Raw genomic sequence first — 24821 nt, forward strand, 5'->3', positions numbered from 1 at the left:
ACCGCCTGCAACGTTGCCCGTCGCCGGCAGCGGATGCGTACTTTACGGATTCTCCCGGGGCAACGCAAGGACTATTTACCGAATCGTGACGAGGGGATGAACAGGGCGTGACACTCACCTGCGCCTGCACCCCCAGAAAGCTATCCACACCCGCCTGCCCGCTCGACCGCCTGTGGATAATCCAGGCCCGACGCCCAGAGACAACAACGCCCGCACGAGGCGGGCGTTCGTCTCGGCACTCGTCAGCGCATCAGGCGACGATGACGCGCGCGTAGCGCTTCTTCCCGGCCTGAACCACGTAGCTCTTGCCGGTATCCAGCATGGCGCTCGGCTCCACGACCTCGCCGTCGACTTTGACCCGGCCGTTCTTGAGCATGTCCTTGGCCTGGGCGCTGTTCTTGGTCAGCCCGGCGCGATTGAGCAGTGCGGCGATGGGGGCCTGCTCGCTGCCCTCGAAGTCGACCTCCACTTCCGGCAGGTCTTCCGGCAGCTCGCCGTCGGCCAGCTGGTTGCCGGCGCTGCGGTGGGCATTGGCGGCGGCCTCATCGCCGTGATAGCGGGCGATCAGCTCGCGGGCCAGCTCCATCTTCACGTCGCGCGGGTTGGCACCGCCCTCGACATCGCGCTTGAGCGCCTCGATTTCCTCGTTGCTCTTCAGCGAGAGCAGCTCGAAGTAGCGCCACATGAGGCTGTCGGGCATCGATACCAGCTTGTTGAACATGGTGCCCGGCGTATCGTCGACGCCCACATAGTTGCCCAGCGACTTGGACATCTTCTGCACGCCGTCCAGGCCCTCGAGCAGCGGCATGGTGATGACGACCTGGGAAGACTGGCCGTAGTGCTTCTGCAGCTCGCGGCCCATCAGCAGGTTGAACTTCTGGTCGGTGCCGCCCAGCTCGACGTCGGCCTCCAGGGCCACGGAGTCGTAGCCCTGCACCAGCGGATACAGGAACTCGTGAATGGAGATCGACTGGCCGGACTTGTAGCGCTTCTCGAAGTCGTCGCGCTCGAGCATGCGCGCCACGGTGCTCTGCCCCGCCAGCGAGATCATGTCGGCCGCGCTCATGGCGGAGAACCACTCGGCGTTGAAGCGCACCTCGGTCTTCTCGGGATCGAGGATCTTGAACACCTGGGCCTTGTAGGTCTCGGCGTTGGCCTTGACCTCTTCCTCGGTGAGCGGCTTGCGGGTGACGTTCTTGCCGGTGGGATCGCCGATGCGGCCGGTGAAGTCCCCGATCAGAAAGATGACCGTATGACCGAGATCCTGGAACTGGCGCATCTTGGTCAGCAGCACGCTGTGCCCCAGATGCAGGTCCGGCGCGGTGGGATCGAAGCCCGCCTTGATGCGCAGCGGACGGCCGGAGGCCAGCTTCTTCTCCAGCTCGTCTTCCAGCAGGATCTCGTGAGTACCACGCTTGAGCAACGCTAGCGCGTCGGCGACATCGGTCATGCTCTCCTCTCCACTCGGCAGGGCGGCCCGTTCGGGCGACGCAGGACATTGGCAATGGGCGAGGATGTTACCATGCCAGCCATCGACGGTTGAGCCCCAGCGAGAGCCCTAATGCCCTACTTCATCGGCCTGATGTCCGGCACCAGTCTCGACGGCATCGACGCCGCCCTGGTCGACTGCTCGGCGACACGGCCCCCACGCCTGATCGCCACCCACGGCGAGCCGATGCCGCCGACACTCCGCGAGCGCCTGTGGGCGCTCTGCCACGCCGACGGCGCCGGCTTCGCCGACCTGGCCGCGGCCGAGCAAGGCTTCTGCGAGGCCCAGGCCCGAGCCGTCACCGGATTACTGGCGGATGCCGGGCTCGCTCCCGCCGACATCGCCGCCGTCGGCAGCCATGGCCAGACCATCGAGCACGCCCCCTGGGGCCACGACGGAGGGCCGGCCTATACCCTGCAGCTCGACAACCCCAGCCTGCTGGCCGAGCTCACCGGCTGCCCGGTGGTCGCCGACTTCCGTCGACGCGACCTGGCCGCCGGCGGCCAGGCCGCACCCCTGGCGCCCGCCTTTCATCAGGCACTGTTCCGCGCCCCGGGCAAGTGGCGCCTGGTGCTGAACCTGGGCGGCTTCGCCAACCTGACCCTGCTGCCGCCGCGGGAGGACGACCGCCCCCCCCTGGGCTTCGACAGCGGCCCGGCCAACGCCCTGCTGGACGCCTGGCACGCCCGCCATCGCCGAGGAAGCTTCGATGCCGACGGCGCCTGGGCGGCCTCTGGCCGCGTCGATGAAGCCCTGCTGGAGCGGCTGCTTGCCGAGCCCTTCTTCCATCGCCCGCCACCGCGCAGTACCGGTCGCGAGGTCTTCCATCTCGACTGGCTGGCCTCACATCTCGACGGCCACGAGCGCCCGGAGGACGTTCAGGCCACCCTCGCCGAGCTGACCGCCGCCAGCGTGGCGCTGGCCGTGGAAATGGCCCGCGACGCCTACGACGCCCCGCCCGCCGAATGCCTGATTCCCTGCGGTGGCGGCGCCCACAACGCCAATCTGCTGGCCCGCCTGGCACGCCGAATGCCCGACACGCGACTGGAAACCGCCGAGGCCTTCGGCTGGTCGCCCGACTGGCTCGAGGCCGCGGCCTTCGCCTGGCTGGCCTGGTGCCGCCTCGAGGGCCTGTCCGGCAATCTGCCCTCGGTCACCGGCGCCGCCGGCCCGCGAGTGCTGGGCGGCCTGTTCGCACCTTGATCGCCCCGCCAGCGGGGATGACTCAATAGTCATCCTCGCCGCGCAGGGACAGTTGGCTGGCCGCCTCCTTGGCCTGCGCCAGCCCCACGCCCTGCTCGTCGCCATACTTGATCATCATGCGCAGATCGTTGGCCGAATCGGCGTGCACCAGCGCCACTTCCTCGCTGATCGCCCCTTTGCTGTAGAGGTCATAGAGCGCCTGGTCGAAGGTCTGCATGCCCATGTCCCGGGAGCGGGCCATGACGTTCTTGACGTCCGCCACCTCCCCCTTGCGGATCAGGTCGGCGATCAGCGGCGACTTCAGCAGGACCTCGATGGCCGGGCAGCGGCCACCGGCCTGGGTCGGCAGCAGCTGCTGGGCGACGATGGCCTGCAGGTTGAGCGACAGGTCGAGCCAGATCTGGTCGTGCCGCTCGTGGGGGAAGAAGTGGATGATGCGTTCCAGCGCCTGGTTGGCGTTGTTGGCATGCAGGGTCGCCAGGCACAGGTGGCCGGTCTCGGCGAAAGCCAGCGCATGCTCCATGGTCTCCCGGGTGCGGATCTCGCCGATCAGGATCACGTCCGGGGCCTGGCGCAGGGTGTTCTTCAGCGCCACCTCGAACGACTCGGTGTCGATGCCGACCTCGCGCTGGTTGATGATCGCTCGGCGGTGGGGGTGCACGTACTCGATCGGATCCTCGATGCTGATGATGTGGCCGCCGGCGGTCTCGTTGCGCTGCTGGATCATCGACGCCAGGGTCGTCGACTTGCCGGTGCCGGTGCCACCGACCACGAACACCAGCCCGCGCTTGATGTTGGCCAGCTCACCGAGCACCTCCGGCAGCGACAGTTCCTCGAGATGGGGAATCTCGAAGGCGATGCGCCGGAGCACCATGGCCGGCTGGTTGCGCTGGCGGAAGGCACTGACGCGGAAGCGCCCCCGCCCCGACAGGCTGAGCGCGAAATTGGCCTCCTGCTCATCGTCGAAGCGCGCCCGGTGATTCTCGGGCATTGCCGCCGCCACCAGCTCGCCGACCTGCACCACCGACAGCCCTTCTTCGCCCATGGGCGTCAGCTGACCGGCCATCTTCAGCGTCGGCGGTGCACCCACCGAGATCAGCAGGTCCGAGGCTTCCTTCTCGATCATGATGTCGAGCAGCTGATACAGCCATTCCTTCGCGGTCATTGACGCTTTCCTCCTGCCTCACCGCCTCATTGATGCGCGAGCGTGGCTCGCGCCTTGGTCTGGGCTTCCTCACGGGCGACCACGTTGTCCGCCACCAGCCGCGACAGCGCCGTATCCAGGGTCTGCATGCCCAGGTTGCCGCCGGTCTGCAGCGCCGAGTAGATCTGCGCCACCTTGTCCTCGCGGATCAGGTTGCGCACGGCCGAGGTGGCGATCAGGATCTCGTGGGCCGCCACCCGGCCGCCGCCCTGGCGCTTGAGCAGGGTCTGCGAGATCACCGCCTGCAGCGACTCGGAGAGCATCGAGCGCACCATGGCCTTCTCGTCCCCCGGGAAGACATCGATGATCCGGTCGATGGTCTTGGCCGCCGAGGTGGTATGCAGGGTGCCGAACACCAGGTGGCCGGTTTCGGCCGCGGTCAGCGCCAGCCGGATGGTCTCCAGATCGCGCATCTCGCCGACCAGGATCACGTCCGGGTCCTCGCGCAGCGCACTGCGCAGCGCCGGGGCGAAGCCCTGGGTGTCGCGATGCACCTCGCGCTGGTTGATCAGGCAGCGCTTGCTGCGATGCACGAATTCCACCGGATCCTCGATGGTCAGGATATGCTCGAAGCGGTTGTCGTTGATGTGGTCGATCATCGCCGCCAGGGTGGTGCTCTTGCCCGAGCCGGTAGGACCGGTCACCAGCACCAGGCCGCGCGGCAGCATGGCCAGGCGGCGGAACGTCTCGCCCATGCCCAGATCCTCCATGGTCAGCACCTCGGAGGGAATGGTGCGAAACACCGCCCCGGCGCCGCGAGCCTGGTGGAAGACGTTGACGCGAAAGCGCGAGACGCCCGGCACCTCGAAGGAGAAGTCGGTTTCCAGGTACTCCTCGAAGTCGCGCCGCTGACGATCGGCGAGGATATCGTAGATCAGCTTGCGGACCTCACGATCGTCCATGGCCGGCACGTTGAGCCGCCGAATGTCGCCGTCGACCCGGATCATCGGCGGCAGGCCGGCCGAAAGGTGAAGGTCCGAGGCGTTCTGCTTTGCCGAGAATGCCAGCAGTTCGGTAATATCCATGCGATTCCCCTGCTCCCGGGATAGAGGTGTTCTTAGTATGGTAAAGCTTGCGACATGACAAACTTGGCACTTCGTGACGCCCTGGCCAACGCCCGCCACCGCCTCGACGCGGCACTGGCCGATGCCGGCCGCGCGCCCGACGGCGCGACGCTGCTGGCCGTGAGCAAGACCAAACCCGCCGCCATGATCCGCGAAGCGCACGCGCTGGGCCAGCGCGACTTCGGCGAGAACTACCTGCAGGAGGCGCTGGAGAAGCAGGAGGCGCTCGCGGATCTCGACGATATCGTCTGGCATTTCATCGGCCCGCTGCAATCGAACAAGACCCGCGACGTGGCCGAGCACTTCGCCTGGGTGCACAGCCTGGAACGCGAGAAGATCGCTCGCCGCCTCGATGCCCAGCGCCCCGAGACGCTGCCGCCGCTGAACGTCTGCCTGCAGGTCAACATCAGCGACGAGCCCTCGAAGTCCGGCGTCTCCGTCGCCGATCTCCCGGCACTGGCCGAGGCCGTGCTGGCCATGCCGAACCTCCGGCTGCGCGGGCTGATGGCGATCCCGGCCCCGGCCGACGATCCCGCCGCACAGCACCGCCCCTTCGCCCGCCTGCGCGAGGCGCTCGAGGACCTCCGCGAGCGCTTTCCCGAGGCACGGCTCGACGCCCTCTCGATGGGCATGAGCGCCGACCTGGAAGCCGCCGTGGCCGAGGGCGCCACCCAGGTGCGGCTCGGCACCGCCATCTTCGGGGCACGCGACACCTCCGCCTGATCACTCACGACGCCGCCGGCATGCCGACGGCCCATTCGTCGACCCACACAGGATTGAACGCATGGCAAGCCAAGTCACCTTCATCGGCGCCGGCAACATGGCCGGCGCCATCATCGGCGGCATGATCGACAGCGGCTATCCCCGCGACGCCATCACCGCCACCTCGCCCAACGACGAGATGCTCGCACCGATGCGCGAGAAGTACGGCATCCACACCGCCACCGACAACGCCGCCGCCGTGGCCGAGGCCGACGTGGTGGTGCTGGCGGTCAAGCCGCAGATCATGCAGGACGTCTGCGCCGGGATGCGCGACGCGATCCAGGCGCGCAAGCCGCTGATCGTCTCGGTGGCGGCCGGCCTGCCCGCCGAGACCCTCGAGGCCTGGCTGGGGGGCGAACTCGCCGTGGTGCGCTGCATGCCCAACACGCCCTCGCTGGTCGGCGCCGGCGCCGCCGGGCTCTATGCCAACGCCAAGGTCAGCGACACCCAGCGCGACCTCGCCACCGAACTGCTCGAGGCCGTGGGCCTGGTCGAGTGGGTCGACGACGAAGGCCTGCTGGAAGCCGTGACCGCGGTCTCCGGCAGCGCTCCGGCCTACTTCTTCCTGATGTTCGAGGCCATGGAAGAGGCCGGCGTCAGCCTCGGCCTGCCCGCCGACACCGCCCGCAGGCTGGCCATGCAGACCGCCTTCGGCGCGGCGCGCATGGCGATGGACAGCGACAAGACCCCGGGCGAGCTCAAGCGCAACGTGATGTCGCCCGGCGGCACCACCGAGCGCGCCATCTCGCACCTCGAGGATGCCGGCATGCGCCGCATCGTGGCCGAGGCCATGGACGCCTGCGCTGCCCGCGCCCGCGAAATGGCCGACGAACTCGGCAAGCACTGAACGCCGCGCCACCGCGACCGATCGCACAAGACACGGAGGAGCCCCGATGGGCAGTCAACTGGGAAACGCCGGCCTGCTGCTGGTCAACACCCTCGTCAATATCTACCTGTTCCTGCTGATGCTGCGCTTCCTGCTGCAGGCATCCCGGGCCGACTACTACAACCCGATCAGCCAGTCGGTGGTGAAGATCACCCAGCCGGTGGTACGCCCCTTCCAGAGTTTCCTGGGGCCGGTGATGAACCGCTTCGACCTGGCCACCCTGGCGGCCGGCCTGGTGGTCAAGCTGATCGCCATCGTGGCCATCCTGCAGATCGCCGGCTACGGCATGGCACCGATCGGTAGCCTAGCGATCGGCGCGGTGGCGGCGCTGGCCAATGCCATTCTCAAGATCTACTTCTTCGCGCTGATCGTGATGATCATCCTCAGCTGGGTGTCGCCCCGCGCCAGCCACCCGGCGGCGATCCTGGTCATGCAGCTGGTGGAGCCGATCATGGCGCCGGTGCGCCGGGTGATCCCGCCGCTGGGCATGCTCGACCTCTCGCCGATCGTGGTGTTCATCGCCATCAGCCTGCTCGACGGCATCGTGGTGGGCTCGCTGATCCGCGCCGCCGGCGTCGTCGGCGTGCTGGTGGGGCTCTAGAAGGCACGTCGCCGACGATCCGGCATTCGCGATGAGCGTTTCCGGCGACAAGCCGTCGCGAGGGCGCCTTGACCCCACCCATGGCCAAGACCCCTCGCGCCGGCTCATCCCCGGCGCGGATCGAGCCGAGCCTCCCGTCACGCCCCGAATACCAACGAAAAACGACTGGACACGCCTGACAGATGACCGAGCAGCCACGCGATTCGGTCGGCCTGGTGACGCCGCAGACGGCGCACTTCGACGACCCCCTGGAGCTGGCCTGCGGCAGAACGCTGCCGGCCTACGACCTCGTCTACGAGACCTACGGCACCCTCAACGCCGAGGGCACCAACGCCGTGCTGATCTGCCACGCCCTGTCGGGGCATCACCATGCCGCCGGCTACCACTCGGCGGACGACCGCAAGCCCGGCTGGTGGAACGCCCATATCGGCCCCGGCAAGTCGATCGACACCGACCGCTTCTTCGTGGTCTCGCTGAACAACCTGGGCGGCTGCCACGGCAGCACCGGGCCGACCAGCGAGAACCCCGAGACCGGCACCGCCTGGGGCCCCGACTTCCCGATGATGACGGTGATCGACTGGGTGCACAGCCAGGCGCGCCTGGCCGACCGGCTCGGCATCCAGCGCTTCGCCGCGGTGGTCGGCGGCAGCCTCGGCGGCATGCAGGCGCTGCAGTGGGCCCTGACCTACCCCGAGCGTGTCGCCCACGCCGCGGTGATCGCCGCCACGCCCAAGCTGTCGGCCCAGAACATCGGTTTCAACGAGGTGGCCCGCCAGGCGATCCGCTCCGACCCCGAATTCTTCGACGGCCACTACGCCGAACACGCCACCCTGCCACGCCGCGGGCTCAAGCTCGCCCGCATGGTGGGGCACATCACCTACCTGTCCGAAGACGCCATGGGCAGCAAGTTCGGCCGCGACCTGCGCAGCGACGACCTCAACTTCGGCTACGACGTGGAGTTCCAGGTGGAGTCCTACCTGCGCTACCAGGGCGACACCTTCTCGACCTCGTTCGATGCCAACACCTACCTGCTGATGACCAAGGCGCTGGACTACTTCGATCCGGCGGCAGCCCACGGCGGCGACCTGGCGGCGGCGCTGGCCCCGGCCGCCTGCCCCTTCCTGGTGGTCAGCTTCACCAGCGACTGGCGTTTCCCGCCGTCGCGCTCGAAGGAACTGGCCAACGCCCTGATACGCGCCGGCAAGGCGGTCAGCTACGCCAACATCGACTCGCCCCACGGCCACGACGCCTTCCTGCTGCCCGAGCCCCGCTACCTGGCGGTGTTCGCCGCCTTCATGCAACGCGTGGCCCGCGACCAGGGACTGGAGGAACGCTCATGATGCGCGCCGACCTGCAACGTATCCACGACTGGGTGCCGCACGGCGCCCGGGTGCTCGACCTGGGCTGCGGCGACGGCACCCTGCTGGCGGCCCTGGCCGAGAGCAAGAACGTCACCGGCTACGGCCTGGAAATCGACCCGGACGGCATCACCGCCTGCCTGGCCCGGGGCGTCAACGTCATCGAGCAGAACCTCGACGAGGGGCTCTCCAACTTCGAGGACGACGCCTGCGACCTGGTGGTGATGACCCAGGCCCTCCAGGCGCTGCGCCGCCCGGACCGCATGCTCGACGAGATGCTGCGCGTGGCCGACGAGTGCATCATCACCTTCCCCAACTTCGCCTACTGGCGTCACCGCGCCTATCTGGGCCTGCGCGGCTACATGCCAGTCTCCAAGTCGCTGCCCCACGCCTGGTACGACACCCCCAACATCCACCTCTCGACCTTCAACGACTTCGAGCAGCTGTGTCGCGACAAGGGGCTGTCGATCGTCGACCGGGCGGTGGGCGTCGGCAGCCGTGGCGGCAACTGGGCCTCGCGGCGCTGGCCCAACCTGTTCGGCGAGATCGCGATCTTTCGCGTCACCCGGCGCTGAGCGGACGGGGCACCGCCCCGTCCGGTTCGTGCCCGTCAGCGATAGCGGCGCTCGAGCTCGACCGGCACCGCCTCGCCCAGGCTCACGGCCACCGGCCGCCCGTCTTCCCGCGTGAAGCGGCAGGCCCGCGCCAGCACCTCCACGCCCTCGCCGGCCACCCGGCGCAGCGCCTCGGCATAGGCCGGATCCAGGTGGCCGGCCGGCGCCACCGAGCGGATGCCCTCATGGGCGACGCAGAACAGCAGCACCGCACGATGGCCCTCGGCGGCGAGCGCGGCCAGGGTCTCGAGGTGCCTGCGCCCACGCTCGCTGACCGCATCGGGAAAGTAGCCGTGGCCGTCGTCCTCGCGCAGGGTCACCTGCTTGACCTCGACATAGGTGGTCGCGCCGGCATCGCCATCCAGCCGGAAATCCAGCCTCGCGCCCTCCACCCTGGCCTCACGCTTCAGCGTACCGGCCCCGGCCAGCGGCTCGACCGTGCCCGCCACCAGCGCCTCCTCGACGATGCGGTTGGCCCGCCCGGTATGCACCGAGGCCAGGTCGACGCCGCCCTCCGGCCGAGGCAGCTCGATCAGCTCCCAGGTCCAGGCCAGCTTGCGCCGCGGATCGTCGCTTGGCGACAGCCACACCCGGCAGCCCGGCACGTTGACCGCGCGCATCGAGCCGGTGTTGGGGCAGTGGGCGACGACCTCGCGGCCGTCGTCCAGGCGCACGTCGGCCAGGAAGCGCTTGTAGCGGCGCAGCAGCACGCCCGCCACCAGCGGCGCGGCATAGTCCATCAGGCGCCCTCCTGGCGACTCAGGAACCGCCCCAGCCGCATCACGGCCTCCTCCAGACGCTCGACGCCGGTGGTGAAGGCGATGCGCACATGGTATTCGCCGCCCTCGAGGGCGAAGTCGGTGCCCGGAGTGATGGCCACGTTCTCCTCCTCGAGCAGGCGCCGGCAGAAGGCCTCGCTGTCGCGGGTGTAGCGGGACACGTCGAGCCACAGGTAGAAGGCGCCCTGGGGCGGCTGATCGGGCGCCAGCCCCAGTCGCTCCAGCCCCGCCAGCAGGGCGTCGCGGCGCTGCGCCAGCTCCCGGCGGCGCGCCTCGAGGATGTCCCGACACTCGGGCTCGAAGGCCGCCAGGGCGGCGTGCTGGGCCGGCGTCGGTGCCGACAGGAAGACGTTCTGCGCCAGCCGGGTCAGCGGCTCGACCGCCGCCTCCGGCGCCACCAGCCAGCCCAGGCGCCAGCCGGTCATGCCGAAGTACTTGGAGAAGCTGTTGACCACGAAGGCCTGCGGCGCCACCGAGGCGGCGGAGAGCGGCGCCAGGTCGTAGCACAACCCCTGATAGATCTCGTCGACCAGCAGATGGCCGCCGCGCGCGGCGACGGTGTCGGCCACGGCGCCCAAGGCCGAGGCATCGAGCATGTGCCCGGTGGGGTTCGACGGCGTGGCCAGCATCGCCAGCCGGGTGTCGTCGCGCCAGTGGCGGGCGACGGTCGCGGCGTCGAGCTGCCAGCCGCTGGCCGGCCCCACCGGCACCGCCTCGATCTCGGCGCCGGCCAGTGCCATGAAGTGGCGATTGCAGGGATAGGTGGGATCGGCCATCAGCACCCGATCGCCGCCCTCGACCAGCAGCTGGCTGGCCAGCAGCAGCGCGCCGGAGGCACCCGGAGTGACGATGATGCGGGACGGATCGACCTCGGCGTCGAAATGGCGCGCGTAGTGCCCGGCGATCGCCTCGCGCAGCGCCGGCAGCCCCGCCGCCGGCGTGTAGCGGGTCTGCCCCTCGGCCAGGGCCCGCTGGCCCGCGGCCTGCACCGGTTCGGGAGTGGGGAAGTCCGGCTCGCCCACCTCCAGATGGATGACGTCGTGGCCGGCGGCCTCGCGGGCCTGGGCGGCCTCCAGCAGGCGCATCACGCGGAAGGGAGCAACGGCGTCGAGTCGCGAGCTCCAGGACATGGGCTTCTCCTTGCACGGCGAGTCGTGACCGGCATCTTTTCGGCCGCTCACGGTCAAAGCTCGCATGTTACGACTTTTGTTGCGCTGGCGCAGTCCGGCGCGTCGGGGGGATTGCAAAGGCCGCGTTTTTTCGCTAAACAAGCATCCCTTTGGCGTGAGATACCTTGAGCAGTTCATCGGGTATTGATCAGCAGTCACACAAGTAACGAGGCAGCCCCATGCCAGTAGCAGAAAAGAAGATGGAAGCGCCCAAGAAATTCACCCCGTACGAGCCGGCACCGGGTGAAGAGTACATGAACGAGAAGCAGCTCGAGCACTTCCGCCAGATCCTGCTGGGCTGGAAACAGGAGCTCATGGAAGAAGTGGATCGCACGGTGCGCCATCTCCAGGAAGAGGCGAACAACTACGCCGACCCCGCGGATCGCGCTACCCAGGAGGAAGGCTTCAGCCTCGAGCTCCGCACCCGCGACCGCGAGCGCAAGCTGCTCAAGAAAATCAACGAGACCATCGAGAAGATCGACGAGGACGACTACGGCTTCTGCGAGGCCTGCGGCGTCGAGATCGGCATCCGCCGCCTCGAGGCGCGTCCCACCGCGACCCTGTGCGTCGACTGCAAGACCCTCGCCGAGCTCAAGGAGAAGCAGCTGGGCGGCTGATACCCGGCCGCCACCGCTTCCGCGACGGGCGCCGCCGGCGCCCGTCCGCACCGTCGCTTCACCCTGTCTCTTCCGCTCCGGAGCCGCCCATGAGTGCCTATCGTGGCCGCTTCGCGCCGACCCCCTCGGGTCCCTTGCACTTCGGCTCACTGGTCGCCGCCCTCGCCAGCTTCCTCGACGCCCGCCACGCGCGGGGCCACTGGGGACTGCGCATCGAGGACGTCGACCCGCCACGCTGCCCGCCCGGCGCCTCCGATGCCATCCTGCGCCAGCTCGAGGCCTTCGGCCTGCACTGGGACGGCCCGGTCGCCTGGCAGAGCGAGCGTGACGACGCCTACGCCGCCGCCCTGGCTCGCCTCGAGGCCCAGGGCCTGGCCTATCCCTGCAGCTGCTCGCGCAAGCAGTGGCGCGATCACGCGATCTACCCCGGCTGGTGTCGCGACGGCGTGTGCGAACCGCAGCAGCCTCAGGCCTGGCGACTGCGTAGCGACCTCGGCCTGCGCCCCGTGCGCTGGCAGGATCGCCTGTTCGGCCCGCAGGCCTTCGATCCGGCCGAGCTCGGCGACGTGGTGCTCAAGCGCAAGGACGGCCTCTGGGCCTACCAGCTGGCCGTGGTGGTCGACGACGCCGACCAGGGCATCAACGAGGTGGTGCGCGGCGCCGACCTGCTCGACAACACCCCCTGGCAGCGCCAGCTGCAGCACGCCCTGGGCCTGCCCGAGCCGCGCTACCTGCACCTGCCGCTGGTGATGGGCGACGACGGCCAGAAGCTCTCCAAGCAGAACCTGGCCCCGGCGCTGCCGGAGGCCGAGCCCGAGGCCCGGCCGCTGCTGCATCGGGCCCTGACGCTGCTCGACCAGGCACCGCCGGCCGCGCTGGCCGAGGCGCCGGTGGCCGAGCAGCTCGAACACGCCATCGCCCGCTGGGCACCATGGCGGCTGCGCGCCGATCCCGAGCGGCATCTGACCGCCGCCGACTGAGGAGAGCGCATGTACGTCTACCGCATCGTGCTGTTCCTGGTCTTCGCCGGCTACCTGTTCTCGCCGCTGCTGATGAGCGGCTGGGGCAGCCCCGGCGCCGCCTGGTATCGGCCCTTCCTGATCTGGGGCGGACTGATCGCCCTGACCGTGTGGCTGGAGCGCAAGCGCCAGCTCGACGAGCGACGCCAGGGGGACCTCGAATGAACCTCGCCGGCCTGCTCGCCCTGGGCGTGGGCTACCTGCTGCTGCTCGCCCTGTGCGCCCTGGCGGTGGAACGGGGCGGGGCGGCGAACCGCCTCGCCCGCCATCCCGCGACCCACACCCTGGCGCTGGGCGTCTACGCCAGCGCCTGGGCCATCCACGGCACCCTCGAGCAGGCCGACCGCAGCGGCTACGGCTACCTGGCCTACTACCTGGGCGCGGCCGGTGCCTTCCTGCTGGCGCCGATGCTGCTGGTGCCGATCCAGCGCATGGCCCACACCTACCAGCTGGCCTCGCTGGCCGACCTGTTCGCCTTCCGCTTCCGCTCACGCTGGGTGGGCACCCTGGTCACCCTGGTCAGCCTGCTGGCGGTGCTGCCGCTGCTGGCGCTGCAGGTGCAGACCATGGCCAACGCCATCCGTCTGCTGACCGGCGGCGGCTCGCGGGAGTGGCTGGCGCTGGGCTTCAGCGCCCTGATCGCGCTGTTCGCGATCCTGTTCGGCGCCCGGCATACCCACCTCAATGCCCGCCAGGACGGCCTGCTGGCGGCGATCGCCCTGGAGTCGGTGGTCAAGCTAGGCGCCATGCTGGCGCTGGGCGCCGTGGCGCTGTTCGGCATCTTCGACGGCCCCGGCGACCTCCAGGCCTGGCTCGACGGTCCGGGCCACCTCGCCCAGGCCGAGACGCAGTCGCTGCCCCCGGCCCAGTGGCGCACCCTGCTGATGCTGTTCTTCGCCGCGGCCTTCCTGATGCCGCACATGTTTCACATCACCTTCGCCGAGCCGCTGGAGCGCCGCACCCTGCTGCGCGCCGGCTGGGTGGTGCCGCTGTTCCTGCTGCTGATGGCCCTGCCGGTGCCGCTGATCCTGTGGGGAACCCAGCGTCTCGGGGTCGACCCCGCGACCACCGGCAGCGCCTACCTGGCCTTCGCCCTGTCCTCCTCGTGGTGGGTCGGCGCCCTGGCCTTCCTCGCCGGCCTGGCCGCGGCCAGCGGCACCATGATCATCATCTCCCTGGCGCTGTCGGGGATGATCCTCAACCACCTGGTGCTGGTGGCCCACCCGCCCATCGCCCAGCCCGACCTCTACCGCTGGCTGCGCTGGCTGCGGCGCGCCCTGATCGGCGCGGTGATCGTTGGCGGCTGGCTGTTCTATCGCACCGTGGGCGTGCACCACGACCTGTCGACCCTGGCGATCGCCTCGTTCGTCGGCATGGCCCAGTGCCTGCCGGGCATGCTGGCGCTGCTGTACTGGCCCGGCGCCAACCGCAAGGGCATGGTCACCGGCCTCGCGGTGGGCGTGGCCATCTGGCTGGCCGGCCTCTGGCCGTCGCTGCTCGGCGGCGCGCCCTGGCTCCCTCCGATCCCCCCGGGACTGGAGGCGCTGGCCGACGAGCCCGACTGGTATCTCGTCACGCTGGTCTCGCTGGCCGCCAACGTGCTCGTCTTCATCCTGGTCTCGCTGGCCACCCGCACCTCGGCCGGCGAGCGGGCCGCCGCCGAGGCCTGCTCGGTGGACGCCGTGGTGCGCCCCATGCGCCTGCCGCTGGTGGCCGCCAACGGCCTGGAGATCAAGCGCCACCTGTCCCGGGCGCTGGGTCAGGAGGTCGCCGAGCGCGAGGTGGAGCGCGCCCTGGCGGCGTTGCAGATGTCGCCTCTCGATGGCCGCCCCTATGCCCTGCGCCGGCTGCGCGACCGCATCCAGGCCAATCTCTCCGGGCTGATGGGGCCCTCGGTGGCCCAGGACATCGTCGACCGCTTCCTGCCCTATCGCCAGGACGGCCCCGGGGCCACCGAGGACATCCACTTCGTCGAGAACCGGCTGGAGGACTATCGTCCGCGGCTCAACGGCCTGGCCCGTGAGATCGACGGCCTGCGCCGCTATCATCGCCGCACCCTGAGCCGGCTGCCGGTGGGGCTGTGCGCCTTCGGCGAGGACGGCGAGCTGCTGATGTGGAACGACGCCCTGGCCGAGCTCTCCGGCATCCCCGGCGAGTCGGTGATCGGCGCCCACCGCGGTACCCTGCCGCCGCCCTGGGACGAGCTGCTGGGCCGCATCCTCGCCGAACCGGCCAGCCAGCTCTACAAGCAACCGGTGACGCTGGCGAACGGCCAGCGCTTCCTGAGCCTGCACCGGGCCGAACATCAGGACGAGCGCGACGCCCACGGCGGCAACGTCATCCTGGTGGAGGACCACAGCGAGATGAAATGGCTGGAGGACGAGCTGGTGCACGCCGCTCGCCTGGCCTCCATCGGCCAGCTGGCGGCCGGCGTGGCCCACGAGATCGGCAATCCCATCACCGGCATCTCCTCGCTGGCCCAGAATCTGCGCTACGACACCGATGACCCCGAGCTCCGGGAGACTGCCGACCAGATCCAGCAGCTCACCGACCGCGTCTCGCGCATCGTCGGCTCGCTGGTGGGCTTCGCCCACGGCGGGCGCCACGTCACCGGCGCCGCCTTCGCGCCGGTGTCGATGGCCGAGGTCACCGACGAGGCCCTGAACTTGATCCACCTCGCCCGCTCGGGGGAGGATATCCGCTTCGAGAACCGCTGCCCGCCGAACCCACGGGTGTCCGGCGACGCCCAGCGCCTGCAGCAAGTGATGATCAACCTGCTCGGCAACGCCCGCGACGCCAGCGCGCCCGGCGGGCGAGTGGTCGTCGCCGGCGAGGCGGACGGCGAACGGCTTCGGGTCACGGTCACCGACGAGGGCCACGGCATCGACGCCCGGGTCCGCGATCATCTCTTCGAGCCCTTCACCACCACCAAGCCCGCCGGCGAGGGCACGGGACTCGGCCTGCCGCTGGTCTACAGCATCGTCGCCGAGCACGGCGGCCAGATCGACATCGAGTCCCCGCCCGCCGGGCAGGCCCATGGCACCCGTATCCTGCTGTGGCTGCCCCTCCACCGAGAGGATGCTGAGAGTACCGATGAGCCGGATCCTGATCGTTGAAGACGAAGCCATCATCCGCAGCGCCCTGAAGCGCCTGCTGGAACGCCATGACCACCGCGTCAGCGAGGCCGGCTCGGTGGACGAGGCGCTGGCCCTCGATCCCCAGGGCTTCGACCTGGTGATCAGCGACCTGCGCCTGCCCGGGGATCCCGGCACCGAGCTGGTCGCCCGCGTCGCCCCGGTGCCGGTGCTGATCATGACCAGCTACGCCAGCATGCGCTCGGCGGTGGAGGCGCTGAAGCTCGGCGCCGTGGACTACGTGGCCAAGCCCTTCGATCACGACGAGCTGCTCGAGACCGTGGCCCGGGTGCTCCACCAGCGCGCCCTGCAGCAGGGCGAGCCGCCCGACGTCACCGCCCCCGGCGGCGAACGCCAGCCGATGATCGGCAACTGCCCCGCCATGCAGGCGGTCTACACCCGCATCCGCAAGACCGCGCCGGCCGACGTCACCGTGCTGATCCAGGGCGAGTCCGGCACCGGCAAGGAGCTGGTGGCCCGCGCCCTGCACCAGCAGAGCCGGCGCGCCGCCGCCCCTCTGGTGTGCGTCAACTGCGCGGCCATCCCCGAGACGCTGATCGAGTCCGAGCTGTTCGGCCACGAGAAGGGCGCCTTCACCGGCGCCAGCGCCGCCCGCACCGGCCTGGTCGAGGCCGCCGACGGCGGCACCCTGTTCCTCGACGAGATCGGCGAGCTGCCGCTGGATGCCCAGGCCCGCCTGCTGCGCGTGCTGCAGGAGGGCGAGATCCGCAAGATCGGCTCGGTGGAGACCCGCCACGTCGACGTGCGCCTGATCGCCGCCACCCATCGCGACCTGCACGCCCTGTCACGCACCGGCGGCTTCCGCCTCGACCTCTACTACCGCCTCAACGTGATGCAGATCGACCTGCCGCCGCTGCGCGACCGCGAGGACGACATCCTGGAAATCGCCGACGTGCTGCTGGAGAAGGCCTGCCGGCGCCACGAACGCGAAGGGCTCAAGCTGTCGCGGGCCGCCCGACGGGTGATCCGCGACTGCCCCTGGCCCGGTAACGTGCGCGAGCTGGAGAACGCCCTGGAGCGCGGGGTGATCCTGGCCGAGGGCCACCTGATACACCCCGACGATCTGGGGATCGGCCCCCCGCCCCATGCCGGTGCGGCCCCGCCGGCGCCGCCCATCCCTGACGACGAGCCGCCCGCGTCCGGCGGCGGCGAACGACCGGACGAGGAGGAAGAGGACCTGTCCCTCGAGGACTACTTCCAGCACTTCGTGCTCGAGCACCAGGACCAGATGAGCGAGACCGAGCTGGCCCAGAAGCTCGGCATCAGCCGCAAGTGCCTGTGGGAGCGCCGTCAGCGCCTCGGCATCCCGCGCAAGAAGGGCCCTCGCCGCAGCACCGGCTGAGGCGACGGGCACCGGACGCCGCCCGCCTCTACGACCAAAGCACTAGCGCCCGCGGCCGACCCCGCGGGCGTCGTTTTTGAGGCGTTCGACGGCGCACACGCACCATTTGTTACCTTCCCACACAGCCTTTGCCCCATAAGCGCGCACCCTGGGTAACACTTTCCCGCCTCACGCCGAGAGCACTCGACGGCGGATAGCATATCTTATTGATTTAAATGAGCTTAATAGATTGTGGCACACCGCCTGCTACATACAGGACAAGAAAAACAATGCCGGATGCCACCCGCGGCCAATAACAACAACAAGGCCCGCGCGCGGTGACAGGCCCGCCCAACAACAACAAGACCACGGGCCGGAAGACACACGAGCGCCATTGCCGACAACAAGCACAACAGCGGCAGCGGGCGCGAGTCCTTCGAGGCAACAACAACAAGACGCTCGAAGTCCGGAATCAGGACGCGACGCACCCGACCCGGCCGCCAACAACAACAAGGGCCGTCAGAGGTGCACCCCCGTCAACAACAACAAGACGTCGGGGGGAGGCAATCACATGCCGTCGTGGTTGGATTATTGTTTTGAATACGAGACGGTCACTTTCAGGAACGTCCACAATGACAACAACATTGCTTGCCTGAGCTCCTTGGTGACTGTGGTGCGTATTCAAGGCGATGCGCCATCACGAAGAAGAATCAGCAGCAGGGATGCTGCATCCTGCTTTCAGGGGAGGCTCACGAGCCTCCCCTTTCCATTTCCAGGCGGCGGGTCAGCGGCCCCACGCTTTGCAAGGTGTCGGGTGTTCGCTACACTCAACGCCTTTCGTACCCTCTTTTGTACCCCGCGAGTCGACAACGCCGCATGATCAAAGGATTTACCCGCTTTCTGCAGAGCCCGGGCGAGCGCCTCCGGTCGCTGTTCGGCCCTCAGGAGCCGTCGGCCGCCCTCCCCGAGCTGCGCATCATTCCCCGCGACGAGCACCCGGTCTCTCGCCAGCACTTCAGCGACGCCGCCCTCAAGGTGCTGTACCGGCTGCACAACGCCGGCCATGAGGCCTTCCTGGTAGGGGGCTGCATCCGCGACTCCCTGCTCGGCCGCATGCCCAAGGACTTCGACGTGGCCACCGACGCCACCCCGGAGCAAGTGCGCGAGCTGTTTCGCAATTCCCGTATCGTCGGGCGCCGCTTCCGTATCGTCCACGTGCGCTTCGGCCGCGAGGTGATCGAGGTCACCACCTTCCGCGGCAAGCCCAGCGACGATCACGCCGACCATATCGCCCAGCAGTCGGACGACGGCATGCTGCTGCGCGACAACGTCTGGGGCAACATCGAGGAGGACGCCATCCGGCGCGACTTCACGATCAACGCTCTCTACTACAACATCGCCGACTTCTCGATCCACGACTTCGCCGGCGGCGTCCAGGACATCGAGGATCGCACCCTGCGGCTGATCGGCGACCCGGCGACCCGCTACCGCGAGGACCCGGTACGCATGCTGCGTGCGGTGCGCTTCGCCGCCAAGCTCGACTTCGACATCGCCCCGGCCACCGAGGCGCCGATCGCCGAGCTGGCCGAGCTGCTGCTCCAGGTACCGCCGGCGCGGCTGTTCGACGAGGTCCTCAAGCTGTTCATGAGCGGCCACGGCGTCGAGACCTTCCACCTGCTGCGCGACTACGGCCTGTTCGCCATGCTGTTCCCCGAAGCCGACGAGGCCATGGAAGAGCTGCCCTGGGCCGAGGCGGTCATCGAGCGCGCCCTGACCAGCACCGACCGCCGCGTCCGCGACGATCGCCCGGTGACGCCGGCCTTCCTGTTCGCCGCCCTGCTGTGGGGCCCGGTGCAGCTGCGCCAGCAGGCCCTGGAGGCCGACGGCATGCCGCCCATCCCGGCCCAGCAGGCCGCCTCCCAGCAGGTCATCTCGCGCCAGCTGCAGCACGTGTCCATTCCCAAGCGCTTCAGCCTGCCGATGCGCGACATCTGGGACCTGCAGCAGCGCCTGCCGCTGCGACGCGGCAAGCGCGTCTTCCAGACCCGCGAGCATCCGCGCTTCCGCGCCGCCTACGACTTCCTGCTGGTGCGCGAAGCCGCCGGCGAGATGGAGCCCGGCCTCGGCGACTGGTGGACCGCCTTCCAGGACGCCGACGAACACGAGCAGCGCCGCCTGCTGGGCAAGGTCGACGCCGACCCCGCCGGCACCCCCGCCCCGCGCAACAAGCGCCGGCGCCGCCGTCGGCGCCGCAAGCCGTCCAACGACGACTCATGAGCGCACCACACCGCGCCTGGATCGGGCTCGGCAGCAACCTCGACGACCCCCACGGCCACGTCGAGCGCGCCCTGACCGAGCTCGACGCCCTGCCGCTGACCCGGCGGCGCCGGGCCTCGTCGCGCTACGCCAGCCGCCCGCTGGGCCCGGCCGACCAGCCCGACTTCGTCAACGCCGTGGCCGAGCTGGAGACCCGGCTGTCGCCGCTGGCGCTGCTCGACCAGCTGCAGGCCCTCGAGCAGCGCCACGGACGTGTCCGTGGCCGCCGCTGGGGGCCGCGCACCCTGGACCTCGACCTGCTGCTGTTCGACGATCACGAGATGACGACGCCACGACTGACGCTGCCCCACGCGGAGATGGCGAAGCGCGCCTTCGTGCTGGTGCCGATGGCCGAGCTTGCCCCGGCGCTGCGCCTGCCCAACGGCCGAACCGTCGCGCATCTGGCCGCCGACCTCGACCAGGCCGGACTGCGCCGAGTGTTACCCGATACCGCCGAGTGACGCCCCGCCTGTTACCTATCGACACCCTCGACCGGTTCGGGTAACAATGCGCGGTTACACAAGAGCGCGGCCTTCGCCGAGCGCCGGATCACGACACGAGAGCACGCCATGAAAACCGTCACCCTGAGCACGCTGCAGGCCTTCAAGCGCGCCGGTGAAACCTTCAGCTGCCTGACCGCCTACGACGCCACCTTCGCCCATGCCGCCAGCGAGGCCGGCATCGAGGTGCTGCTGGTCGGCGATTCCCTGGGCATGGTCCTGCAGGGCCACACCAGCACCCTGCCGGTAACCCTGGACGACGTCTGCTATCACACCCGCTGCGTGGCCCGAGGCAAGGGCGCGAGCCTGCTGATGGTCGACCTGCCCTTCATGAGCAACGCCACCACCGAACGCCTGCTCGAGGACGCCGGGGCGCTGATGCGTGCCGGCGCCGAGATGGTCAAGGTGGAAGGCGAGGCCTGGATGGCCGACGGCATCCGCGAGCTCTCCCGCCGCGGCGTGCCGGTGTGCGCCCATCTGGGCCTGACCCCGCAGACCGTCCACCAGCTGGGCGGCTACAAGGTCCAGGGGCGCGACGCCGGCCAGGCCGAGCGCATCCTCGAGGATGCCCGCACCCTGGCCGAAGCCGGCGCCTCGGTGATCCTGCTCGAGTGCGTGCCGGCGAGCCTCGGCCGCGCCGTGAGCGAGGCCCTGGACGTGCCGGTGATCGGCATCGGCGCCGGCGCCGGCACCGACGGCCAGATCCTGGTGATGCACGACGTGCTCGGTGTCACCGCCGGCCGCAAGCCGCGCTTCGTGAAGAACTTCCTGGCCGAGGCCGACGACGTCCAGGGCGCCTTCCGCCGCTACCACGAGGACGTCAAGGCACGGCGCTTCCCCGCCGAGGAGCACGGCTTCTGATGCAGACCCTGAACGACGTCGCCACGCTGCGCGAGACGCTGGCCGAGCATCGCCGCGCCGGCCGCACCATCGGCCTGGTGCCGACCATGGGCAACCTGCACGCCGGCCACCTGGCGCTGGTCGCCGAGGCACGGCGCCGCGCCGACGTGGTGGTGGCGACCATCTTCGTCAATCCGATGCAGTTCGGGCCGAACGAGGACCTCGACGCCTATCCGCGCACCCTGGCCGACGATCAGGCCCACCTCGAGGCCGCCGGCTGCGACCTGCTGTTCGCCCCCGACGTGGCCACCGTCTACCCGCGCGGCCTGGACGCCCAGACCCGGGTCAGCGTGCCCGAGGTCTCCGAGGGGCTGTGCGGCGGCGACCGTCCCGGCCACTTCGACGGCGTGGCGACCGTGGTCACCATGCTGTTCAACCTGGTGCAGCCGGACCTGGCCTGCTTCGGCGAGAAGGACTACCAGCAGCTGGCGGTGATCCGCCGCCTGGTGGCCGACCTGCACCTGCCGCTCGAGATCGTCGGGGTGCCGATCGAGCGCGCCGAGGACGGCCTGGCGCTGTCCTCGCGCAACGGCTATCTGGACACGGCGCAGCGCGCCGTGGCGCCCGAGCTGTATCGCACCCTGTGCGCCCTGCGCGAGGCGCTGGAGGGCGGCGAGCCGGTCGACGACAGCCTGACCCGCGGCCTCGAGCGGCTGCGCGAGGCGGGCTTCGTCCCCGACTATCTGGAACTGCGTGCCGCCGACCTGGGCCCGGTCGACGACACCACGCGCGACGCCGTGCTGCTCACCGCGGCGCGCCTGGGCCCGACCCGACTGATCGACAACCTGTCGCTGACCCTCCCCCGCTGAGGGCCCGGCCACGCCACGAAGGAGTTCCCCTTTCATGCTGACCACCATGCTCAAGGCCAAGCTGCACATGGCCCGCGTCACCCACTCGGTGCTGAACTACGAAGGCTCCTGCGCCATCGACGGCGAGCTGCTCGACATGTCCGGCATCCGTGACAACGAGCAGATCCAGATCTACAACGTCGAGAGCGGCCACCGCTTCACCACTTATGCCATCCGCGCCGAGGAAGGCTCCAAGGTGATCTCGGTCAACGGCGCCGCCGCCCACCTGGCCAACGCCGGCGAGCGGGTAATCATCTGCAGCTACGCCCAGTACGAACAGGCCGAGCTCGACGACCACCAGCCCTCGCTGGTCTACCTCAAGGAAGGCAACGTCGTCAGCCACACCAGCAACGCCATCCCCGTCCAGCTGGCCTGATGCTCCCCGGCCGGGGCGCCCGCCCCGGCCTCTCCTCTCGTCCTTCTCCCGCGTGCCTATACTGAAGTTCTAGCCGAGCCGACTCGGCGGGGATTGCCGCAGCGCACAAAAGTCCCCTATGCTGAGCGGACGCTCGTCCGCGAATCTTCAGGAGTAAGCCTCATGCAAGAAGTGGTCATCGTTGCCGCCCGTCGCACCGCCGTCGGCGCCTTCGGCGGCTCCCTCGCCGGCATCCCCGCCAGCGATCTGGGCGCCCATGTGATCAAGGACATCCTCGCCGGCACCGGCGTGGCCCCGGAGCAGGTCGACGAGGTGCTGCTCGGCCAGGTGCTGACGGCCGGCACCGGCCAGAACCCTGCCCGCCAGGCCGCCATCAAGGGCGGACTGCCCGACGCGGTGCCGGCCATGACCATCAACAAGGTCTGCGGCTCGGGCCTCAAGGCCCTGCACCTGGCCACCCAGGCGATTCGCTGCGGTGACGCCGAGCTGATCCTGGCCGGCGGCCAGGAGAACATGTCGCTCTCTCCGCACGTGCTGCCCAATTCGCGCACCGGCCAGCGCATGGGCGACTGGAAGGCCATCGACTCCATGGTTCATGACGGCCTGTGGGATGCCTTCAATGACTTCCACATGGGCATCACCGCCGAGAACCTGGCCGACAAGTACGGCATCACCCGCGAGGAGATGGACGCGTTCGCCGCCGGCTCCCAGCAGAAGGCCTCCGCCGCGATCAAGGAAGGCAAGTTCAAGGGCCAGATCGTTCCGGTGGAGATTCCCCAGCGCAAGGGCGATCCGCTGGTGTTCGACACCGACGAGAACCCCCGCGAGACCACCGCGGAGAAGCTCGGCGGCATGCGCCCGGCGTTCAAGAAGGACGGCAGCGTGACCGCCGGCAACGCCTCCTCGATCAACGACGGCGCCGCCGTGGTGATGCTGTGCTCCGCCGAGAAGGCCAAGGCCCTGGGCCTGGAGCCGCTGGCCCGCATCAAGGCCTACTCCAACGCCGGCGTCGACCCGGCGATCATGGGCATCGGCCCGGCCCCGGCCACCCGCCGCTGCCTCGACAAGGCCGGCTGGAGCCTCGAGGACCTGGACCTGGTCGAGGCCAACGAGGCCTTCGCCGCCCAGGCGCTGGCGGTGAACAAGGAGCTCGGCTGGGACACCTCGATGATCAACGTCAACGGCGGCGCCATCGCGCTGGGCCACCCGATCGGCGCCTCCGGCTGCCGCATCCTGGTGACCCTGGTGCACGAGATGATCGCCCGCGATGCCAAGAAGGGCCTGGCGACGCTGTGCATCGGCGGCGGGCAGGGGGTAGCGCTGGCGATCGAACGTTAAGCGACTGCCACGACGCCTCACCACGAGAAAAGCCCCCGCTCCGATGAGCGGGGGCTTTTGCGTTCTGGCTGGTGTCTCTCGTCCTCAGCCCTGAGGCGGCCCGACCACCCGCGAGGGCGTGCGTGCCACCAGTGCCGCGGCCAGCACGAACAGCCCGCCGGCACCGAGCAGCACGCCGCTCAGACCGATGGCATCCACCACCCGGCCGCCGGCCATGGCCCCGATGCCGATCGACAGGTTGAACACGAAGGCCATCAGCGCGGTAGCGGCCTCGGTGTTCAGGGCGCTCTTGAGGATCCAGGTCTGCAGGCTCACCGAGATGCTGCCGAACACCGCGCCCCACAGCATCAACAGCCCGATCGCGGCCGCCGGCTCGCGCCCCAGCCAGGGAAAGGCCAGGGTCGCGATCGCCAGCAGCAGCGGAATCACCAGTACCGTGGCGTAGGGCCGTCGCCCGGCGGCGGTGCCGGCGAGGAAGTTGCCCAGCAGCCCCGCTGCGCCGTAGCAGAGCAGCAGGGCGCTGACGCTCGCCAGCGGGATGCCGGCGATCTCCTGCAGGATCGGGCTGACGAAGGTGTAGGCGGCGAAGTGGCCCATCACGATCAGCGCGGTGGCGGCCACGCCGACCCGCACGCCGCGGCTGGCGAACTGCCCGGCCAGATTGGAGAGCCGCACCGGCTGCTGCGCCGGCAGGCTCGGCAGCAGCCGCCACAGGGCAATGGTGACCAGCAGGCTCAGCCCGGCCAGCGAGCCGAAGGCGATGCGCCAGTCGGTGTGCTCGCCGAGCCAGGTACCCGCCGGCACGCCCAGCACCGAGGCGCCGGCCACGCCGCTGAAGATCAGCGACATGGCCCGCGGCACCTGCTCCAGGGCCACCAGCCGCGAGGCCAGGCCGCCGGCGATGGCCCAGAAGCCGCCGATGCACACGCCCACCAGCACCCGGGTCGCGAGCAGCATGGCGAAGCCGTCGGCCAGCGCGCCCAGCAGGCTGGCCAGGGTCATCAGCGTCATCAGCCCGGTCAACAGCCAGCGCCGGTCGAGCCGGCCCACCGCCACCGGCAGCAGCGGCGCGGCGAAGGCCGCCACCACACCGGGCACGGTGATCAAAAGCCCGGCGGTACCGGAGGTCACGGACAGCGAGTCGGCCACCTGGGACAGCAGCCCGATGGGCAGCTGCTCGGCGGTGACCAGCAGGAAGATGCCGATCATCACCGCGCCCACGCCCAGCCAGTCGCGACGCTGGGTGACGGTCCTGGGGGCGGTGGATGACGGAGCGGATTCGTGGCGCGTCATGGGTCGTCC

23 protein-coding genes are annotated in these 24821 nt (G+C 69.7%); 17 read left to right on the top strand and 6 right to left on the bottom strand.

All coding sequences use genetic code 11. The features are described from left to right. Positions 1-250: 250 nt before the first annotated feature. Positions 251-1450, bottom strand: a complete 1200-nt coding sequence (tyrS, locus tag CVH10_RS15410) for a tyrosine--tRNA ligase (RefSeq protein WP_035593038.1) — start codon at positions 1448-1450, stop codon at positions 251-253. 111 nt (positions 1451-1561) lie between these two features. On the opposite strand from tyrS, the gene CVH10_RS15415 reads away from it, so the two are divergent. Then, positions 1562-2692, top strand: a complete 1131-nt coding sequence (locus CVH10_RS15415) for an anhydro-N-acetylmuramic acid kinase (protein ID WP_106489167.1) — start codon at positions 1562-1564, stop codon at positions 2690-2692. Between the two features lie 22 nt (positions 2693-2714). Here the strand turns inward: CVH10_RS15415 and CVH10_RS15420 are convergent, their stop codons facing one another. Then, a complete protein-coding gene (locus CVH10_RS15420; RefSeq protein ID WP_106489168.1) occupies positions 2715-3857 on the bottom strand; it encodes a PilT/PilU family type 4a pilus ATPase in 1143 nt (380 codons plus the stop codon). Between the two features lie 26 nt (positions 3858-3883). Next, a complete protein-coding gene (locus CVH10_RS15425; protein ID WP_035593033.1) occupies positions 3884-4921 on the bottom strand; it encodes a type IV pilus twitching motility protein PilT in 1038 nt (345 codons plus the stop codon). Positions 4922-4975: 54 nt separating this feature from the next. On the opposite strand from CVH10_RS15425, the gene CVH10_RS15430 reads away from it, so the two are divergent. The 5 genes from CVH10_RS15430 to metW all read left to right on the top strand — a co-directional run bounded on the left by CVH10_RS15430 (position 4976) and on the right by metW (position 9142). After that, complete coding sequence (locus tag CVH10_RS15430; protein WP_106489169.1) at positions 4976-5683, top strand: YggS family pyridoxal phosphate-dependent enzyme; 708 nt, start codon at positions 4976-4978, stop codon at positions 5681-5683. Positions 5684-5744: 61 nt separating this feature from the next. Beyond that, complete coding sequence (gene proC, locus CVH10_RS15435) at positions 5745-6569, top strand: pyrroline-5-carboxylate reductase (RefSeq protein ID WP_035593028.1); 825 nt, start codon at positions 5745-5747, stop codon at positions 6567-6569. 46 nt (positions 6570-6615) lie between these two features. After that, on the top strand, positions 6616-7209 hold the full coding sequence (locus CVH10_RS15440) for a YggT family protein (protein ID WP_035593026.1): 594 nt from the start codon (positions 6616-6618) through the stop codon (positions 7207-7209). A gap of 182 nt (positions 7210-7391) precedes the next feature. Next, on the top strand, positions 7392-8549 hold the full coding sequence (locus tag CVH10_RS15445; RefSeq protein ID WP_046079376.1) for a homoserine O-acetyltransferase: 1158 nt from the start codon (positions 7392-7394) through the stop codon (positions 8547-8549). Then, the gene (metW, locus tag CVH10_RS15450) at positions 8549-9142 is read left to right on the top strand and encodes a methionine biosynthesis protein MetW (protein ID WP_035593045.1); all 594 of its coding nucleotides are present in this window, start codon (positions 8549-8551) and stop codon (positions 9140-9142) included. Before CVH10_RS15445 ends, metW begins: the two co-directional genes overlap by 1 nt. A gap of 35 nt (positions 9143-9177) precedes the next feature. Here the strand turns inward: metW and sfsA are convergent, their stop codons facing one another. Then, positions 9178-9921 (bottom strand): DNA/RNA nuclease SfsA, encoded by a 744-nt coding sequence (gene sfsA / locus CVH10_RS15455; protein WP_106489170.1) that lies wholly within the window; start codon positions 9919-9921, stop codon positions 9178-9180. Further along, on the bottom strand, positions 9921-11090 hold the full coding sequence (locus CVH10_RS15460) for a pyridoxal phosphate-dependent aminotransferase (protein WP_106489171.1): 1170 nt from the start codon (positions 11088-11090) through the stop codon (positions 9921-9923). The genes sfsA and CVH10_RS15460 overlap by 1 nt, the downstream gene beginning before the upstream one ends. A 218-nt stretch (positions 11091-11308) precedes the next feature. Here CVH10_RS15460 and dksA point away from each other — a divergent pair, with 218 nt between their 5' ends. The 11 genes from dksA (at position 11309) to CVH10_RS15515 (ending at position 23519) form a co-directional block, all read left to right on the top strand. After that, on the top strand, positions 11309-11746 hold the full coding sequence (dksA, locus tag CVH10_RS15465) for an RNA polymerase-binding protein DksA (protein WP_035593017.1): 438 nt from the start codon (positions 11309-11311) through the stop codon (positions 11744-11746). 89 nt (positions 11747-11835) lie between these two features. Further along, positions 11836-12726 (top strand): tRNA glutamyl-Q(34) synthetase GluQRS, encoded by an 891-nt coding sequence (gene gluQRS / locus CVH10_RS15470; protein ID WP_106489172.1) that lies wholly within the window; start codon positions 11836-11838, stop codon positions 12724-12726. 9 nt (positions 12727-12735) lie between these two features. Next, positions 12736-12930 (top strand): hypothetical protein, encoded by a 195-nt coding sequence (locus CVH10_RS15475; RefSeq protein ID WP_106489173.1) that lies wholly within the window; start codon positions 12736-12738, stop codon positions 12928-12930. Then, positions 12927-15881 (top strand): ATP-binding protein, encoded by a 2955-nt coding sequence (locus CVH10_RS15480; protein ID WP_106489174.1) that lies wholly within the window; start codon positions 12927-12929, stop codon positions 15879-15881. The genes CVH10_RS15475 and CVH10_RS15480 overlap by 4 nt, the downstream gene beginning before the upstream one ends. Then, positions 15859-17262 (top strand): sigma-54 dependent transcriptional regulator, encoded by a 1404-nt coding sequence (locus tag CVH10_RS15485; RefSeq protein ID WP_035593009.1) that lies wholly within the window; start codon positions 15859-15861, stop codon positions 17260-17262. Before CVH10_RS15480 ends, CVH10_RS15485 begins: the two co-directional genes overlap by 23 nt. An 855-nt stretch (positions 17263-18117) precedes the next feature. After that, a complete protein-coding gene (gene pcnB, locus CVH10_RS15490; protein WP_035593007.1) occupies positions 18118-19518 on the top strand; it encodes a polynucleotide adenylyltransferase PcnB in 1401 nt (466 codons plus the stop codon). Further along, positions 19515-20018 (top strand): 2-amino-4-hydroxy-6-hydroxymethyldihydropteridine diphosphokinase, encoded by a 504-nt coding sequence (gene folK, locus CVH10_RS15495; RefSeq protein WP_035593005.1) that lies wholly within the window; start codon positions 19515-19517, stop codon positions 20016-20018. Before pcnB ends, folK begins: the two co-directional genes overlap by 4 nt. A gap of 108 nt (positions 20019-20126) precedes the next feature. Then, on the top strand, positions 20127-20918 hold the full coding sequence (panB, locus tag CVH10_RS15500; RefSeq protein WP_035593003.1) for a 3-methyl-2-oxobutanoate hydroxymethyltransferase: 792 nt from the start codon (positions 20127-20129) through the stop codon (positions 20916-20918). Next, on the top strand, positions 20918-21766 hold the full coding sequence (gene panC, locus CVH10_RS15505; protein WP_106489175.1) for a pantoate--beta-alanine ligase: 849 nt from the start codon (positions 20918-20920) through the stop codon (positions 21764-21766). The genes panB and panC overlap by 1 nt, the downstream gene beginning before the upstream one ends. A gap of 34 nt (positions 21767-21800) precedes the next feature. Continuing rightward, complete coding sequence (panD, locus tag CVH10_RS15510) at positions 21801-22181, top strand: aspartate 1-decarboxylase (protein ID WP_035592999.1); 381 nt, start codon at positions 21801-21803, stop codon at positions 22179-22181. 162 nt (positions 22182-22343) lie between these two features. Then, positions 22344-23519 (top strand): acetyl-CoA C-acetyltransferase, encoded by a 1176-nt coding sequence (locus CVH10_RS15515; RefSeq protein ID WP_106489176.1) that lies wholly within the window; start codon positions 22344-22346, stop codon positions 23517-23519. 84 nt (positions 23520-23603) lie between these two features. On the opposite strand, the gene CVH10_RS15520 is transcribed toward CVH10_RS15515, so the two are convergent. Beyond that, positions 23604-24812 (bottom strand): MFS transporter, encoded by a 1209-nt coding sequence (locus CVH10_RS15520; RefSeq protein WP_081945738.1) that lies wholly within the window; start codon positions 24810-24812, stop codon positions 23604-23606. Positions 24813-24821: the final 9 nt, after the last annotated feature.

Origin of the sequence: Halomonas sp. ND22Bw (assembly GCF_003011945.1) — a bacterium.
In the GTDB taxonomy this organism is placed as follows: domain Bacteria; phylum Pseudomonadota; class Gammaproteobacteria; order Pseudomonadales; family Halomonadaceae; genus Halomonas; species Halomonas halophila.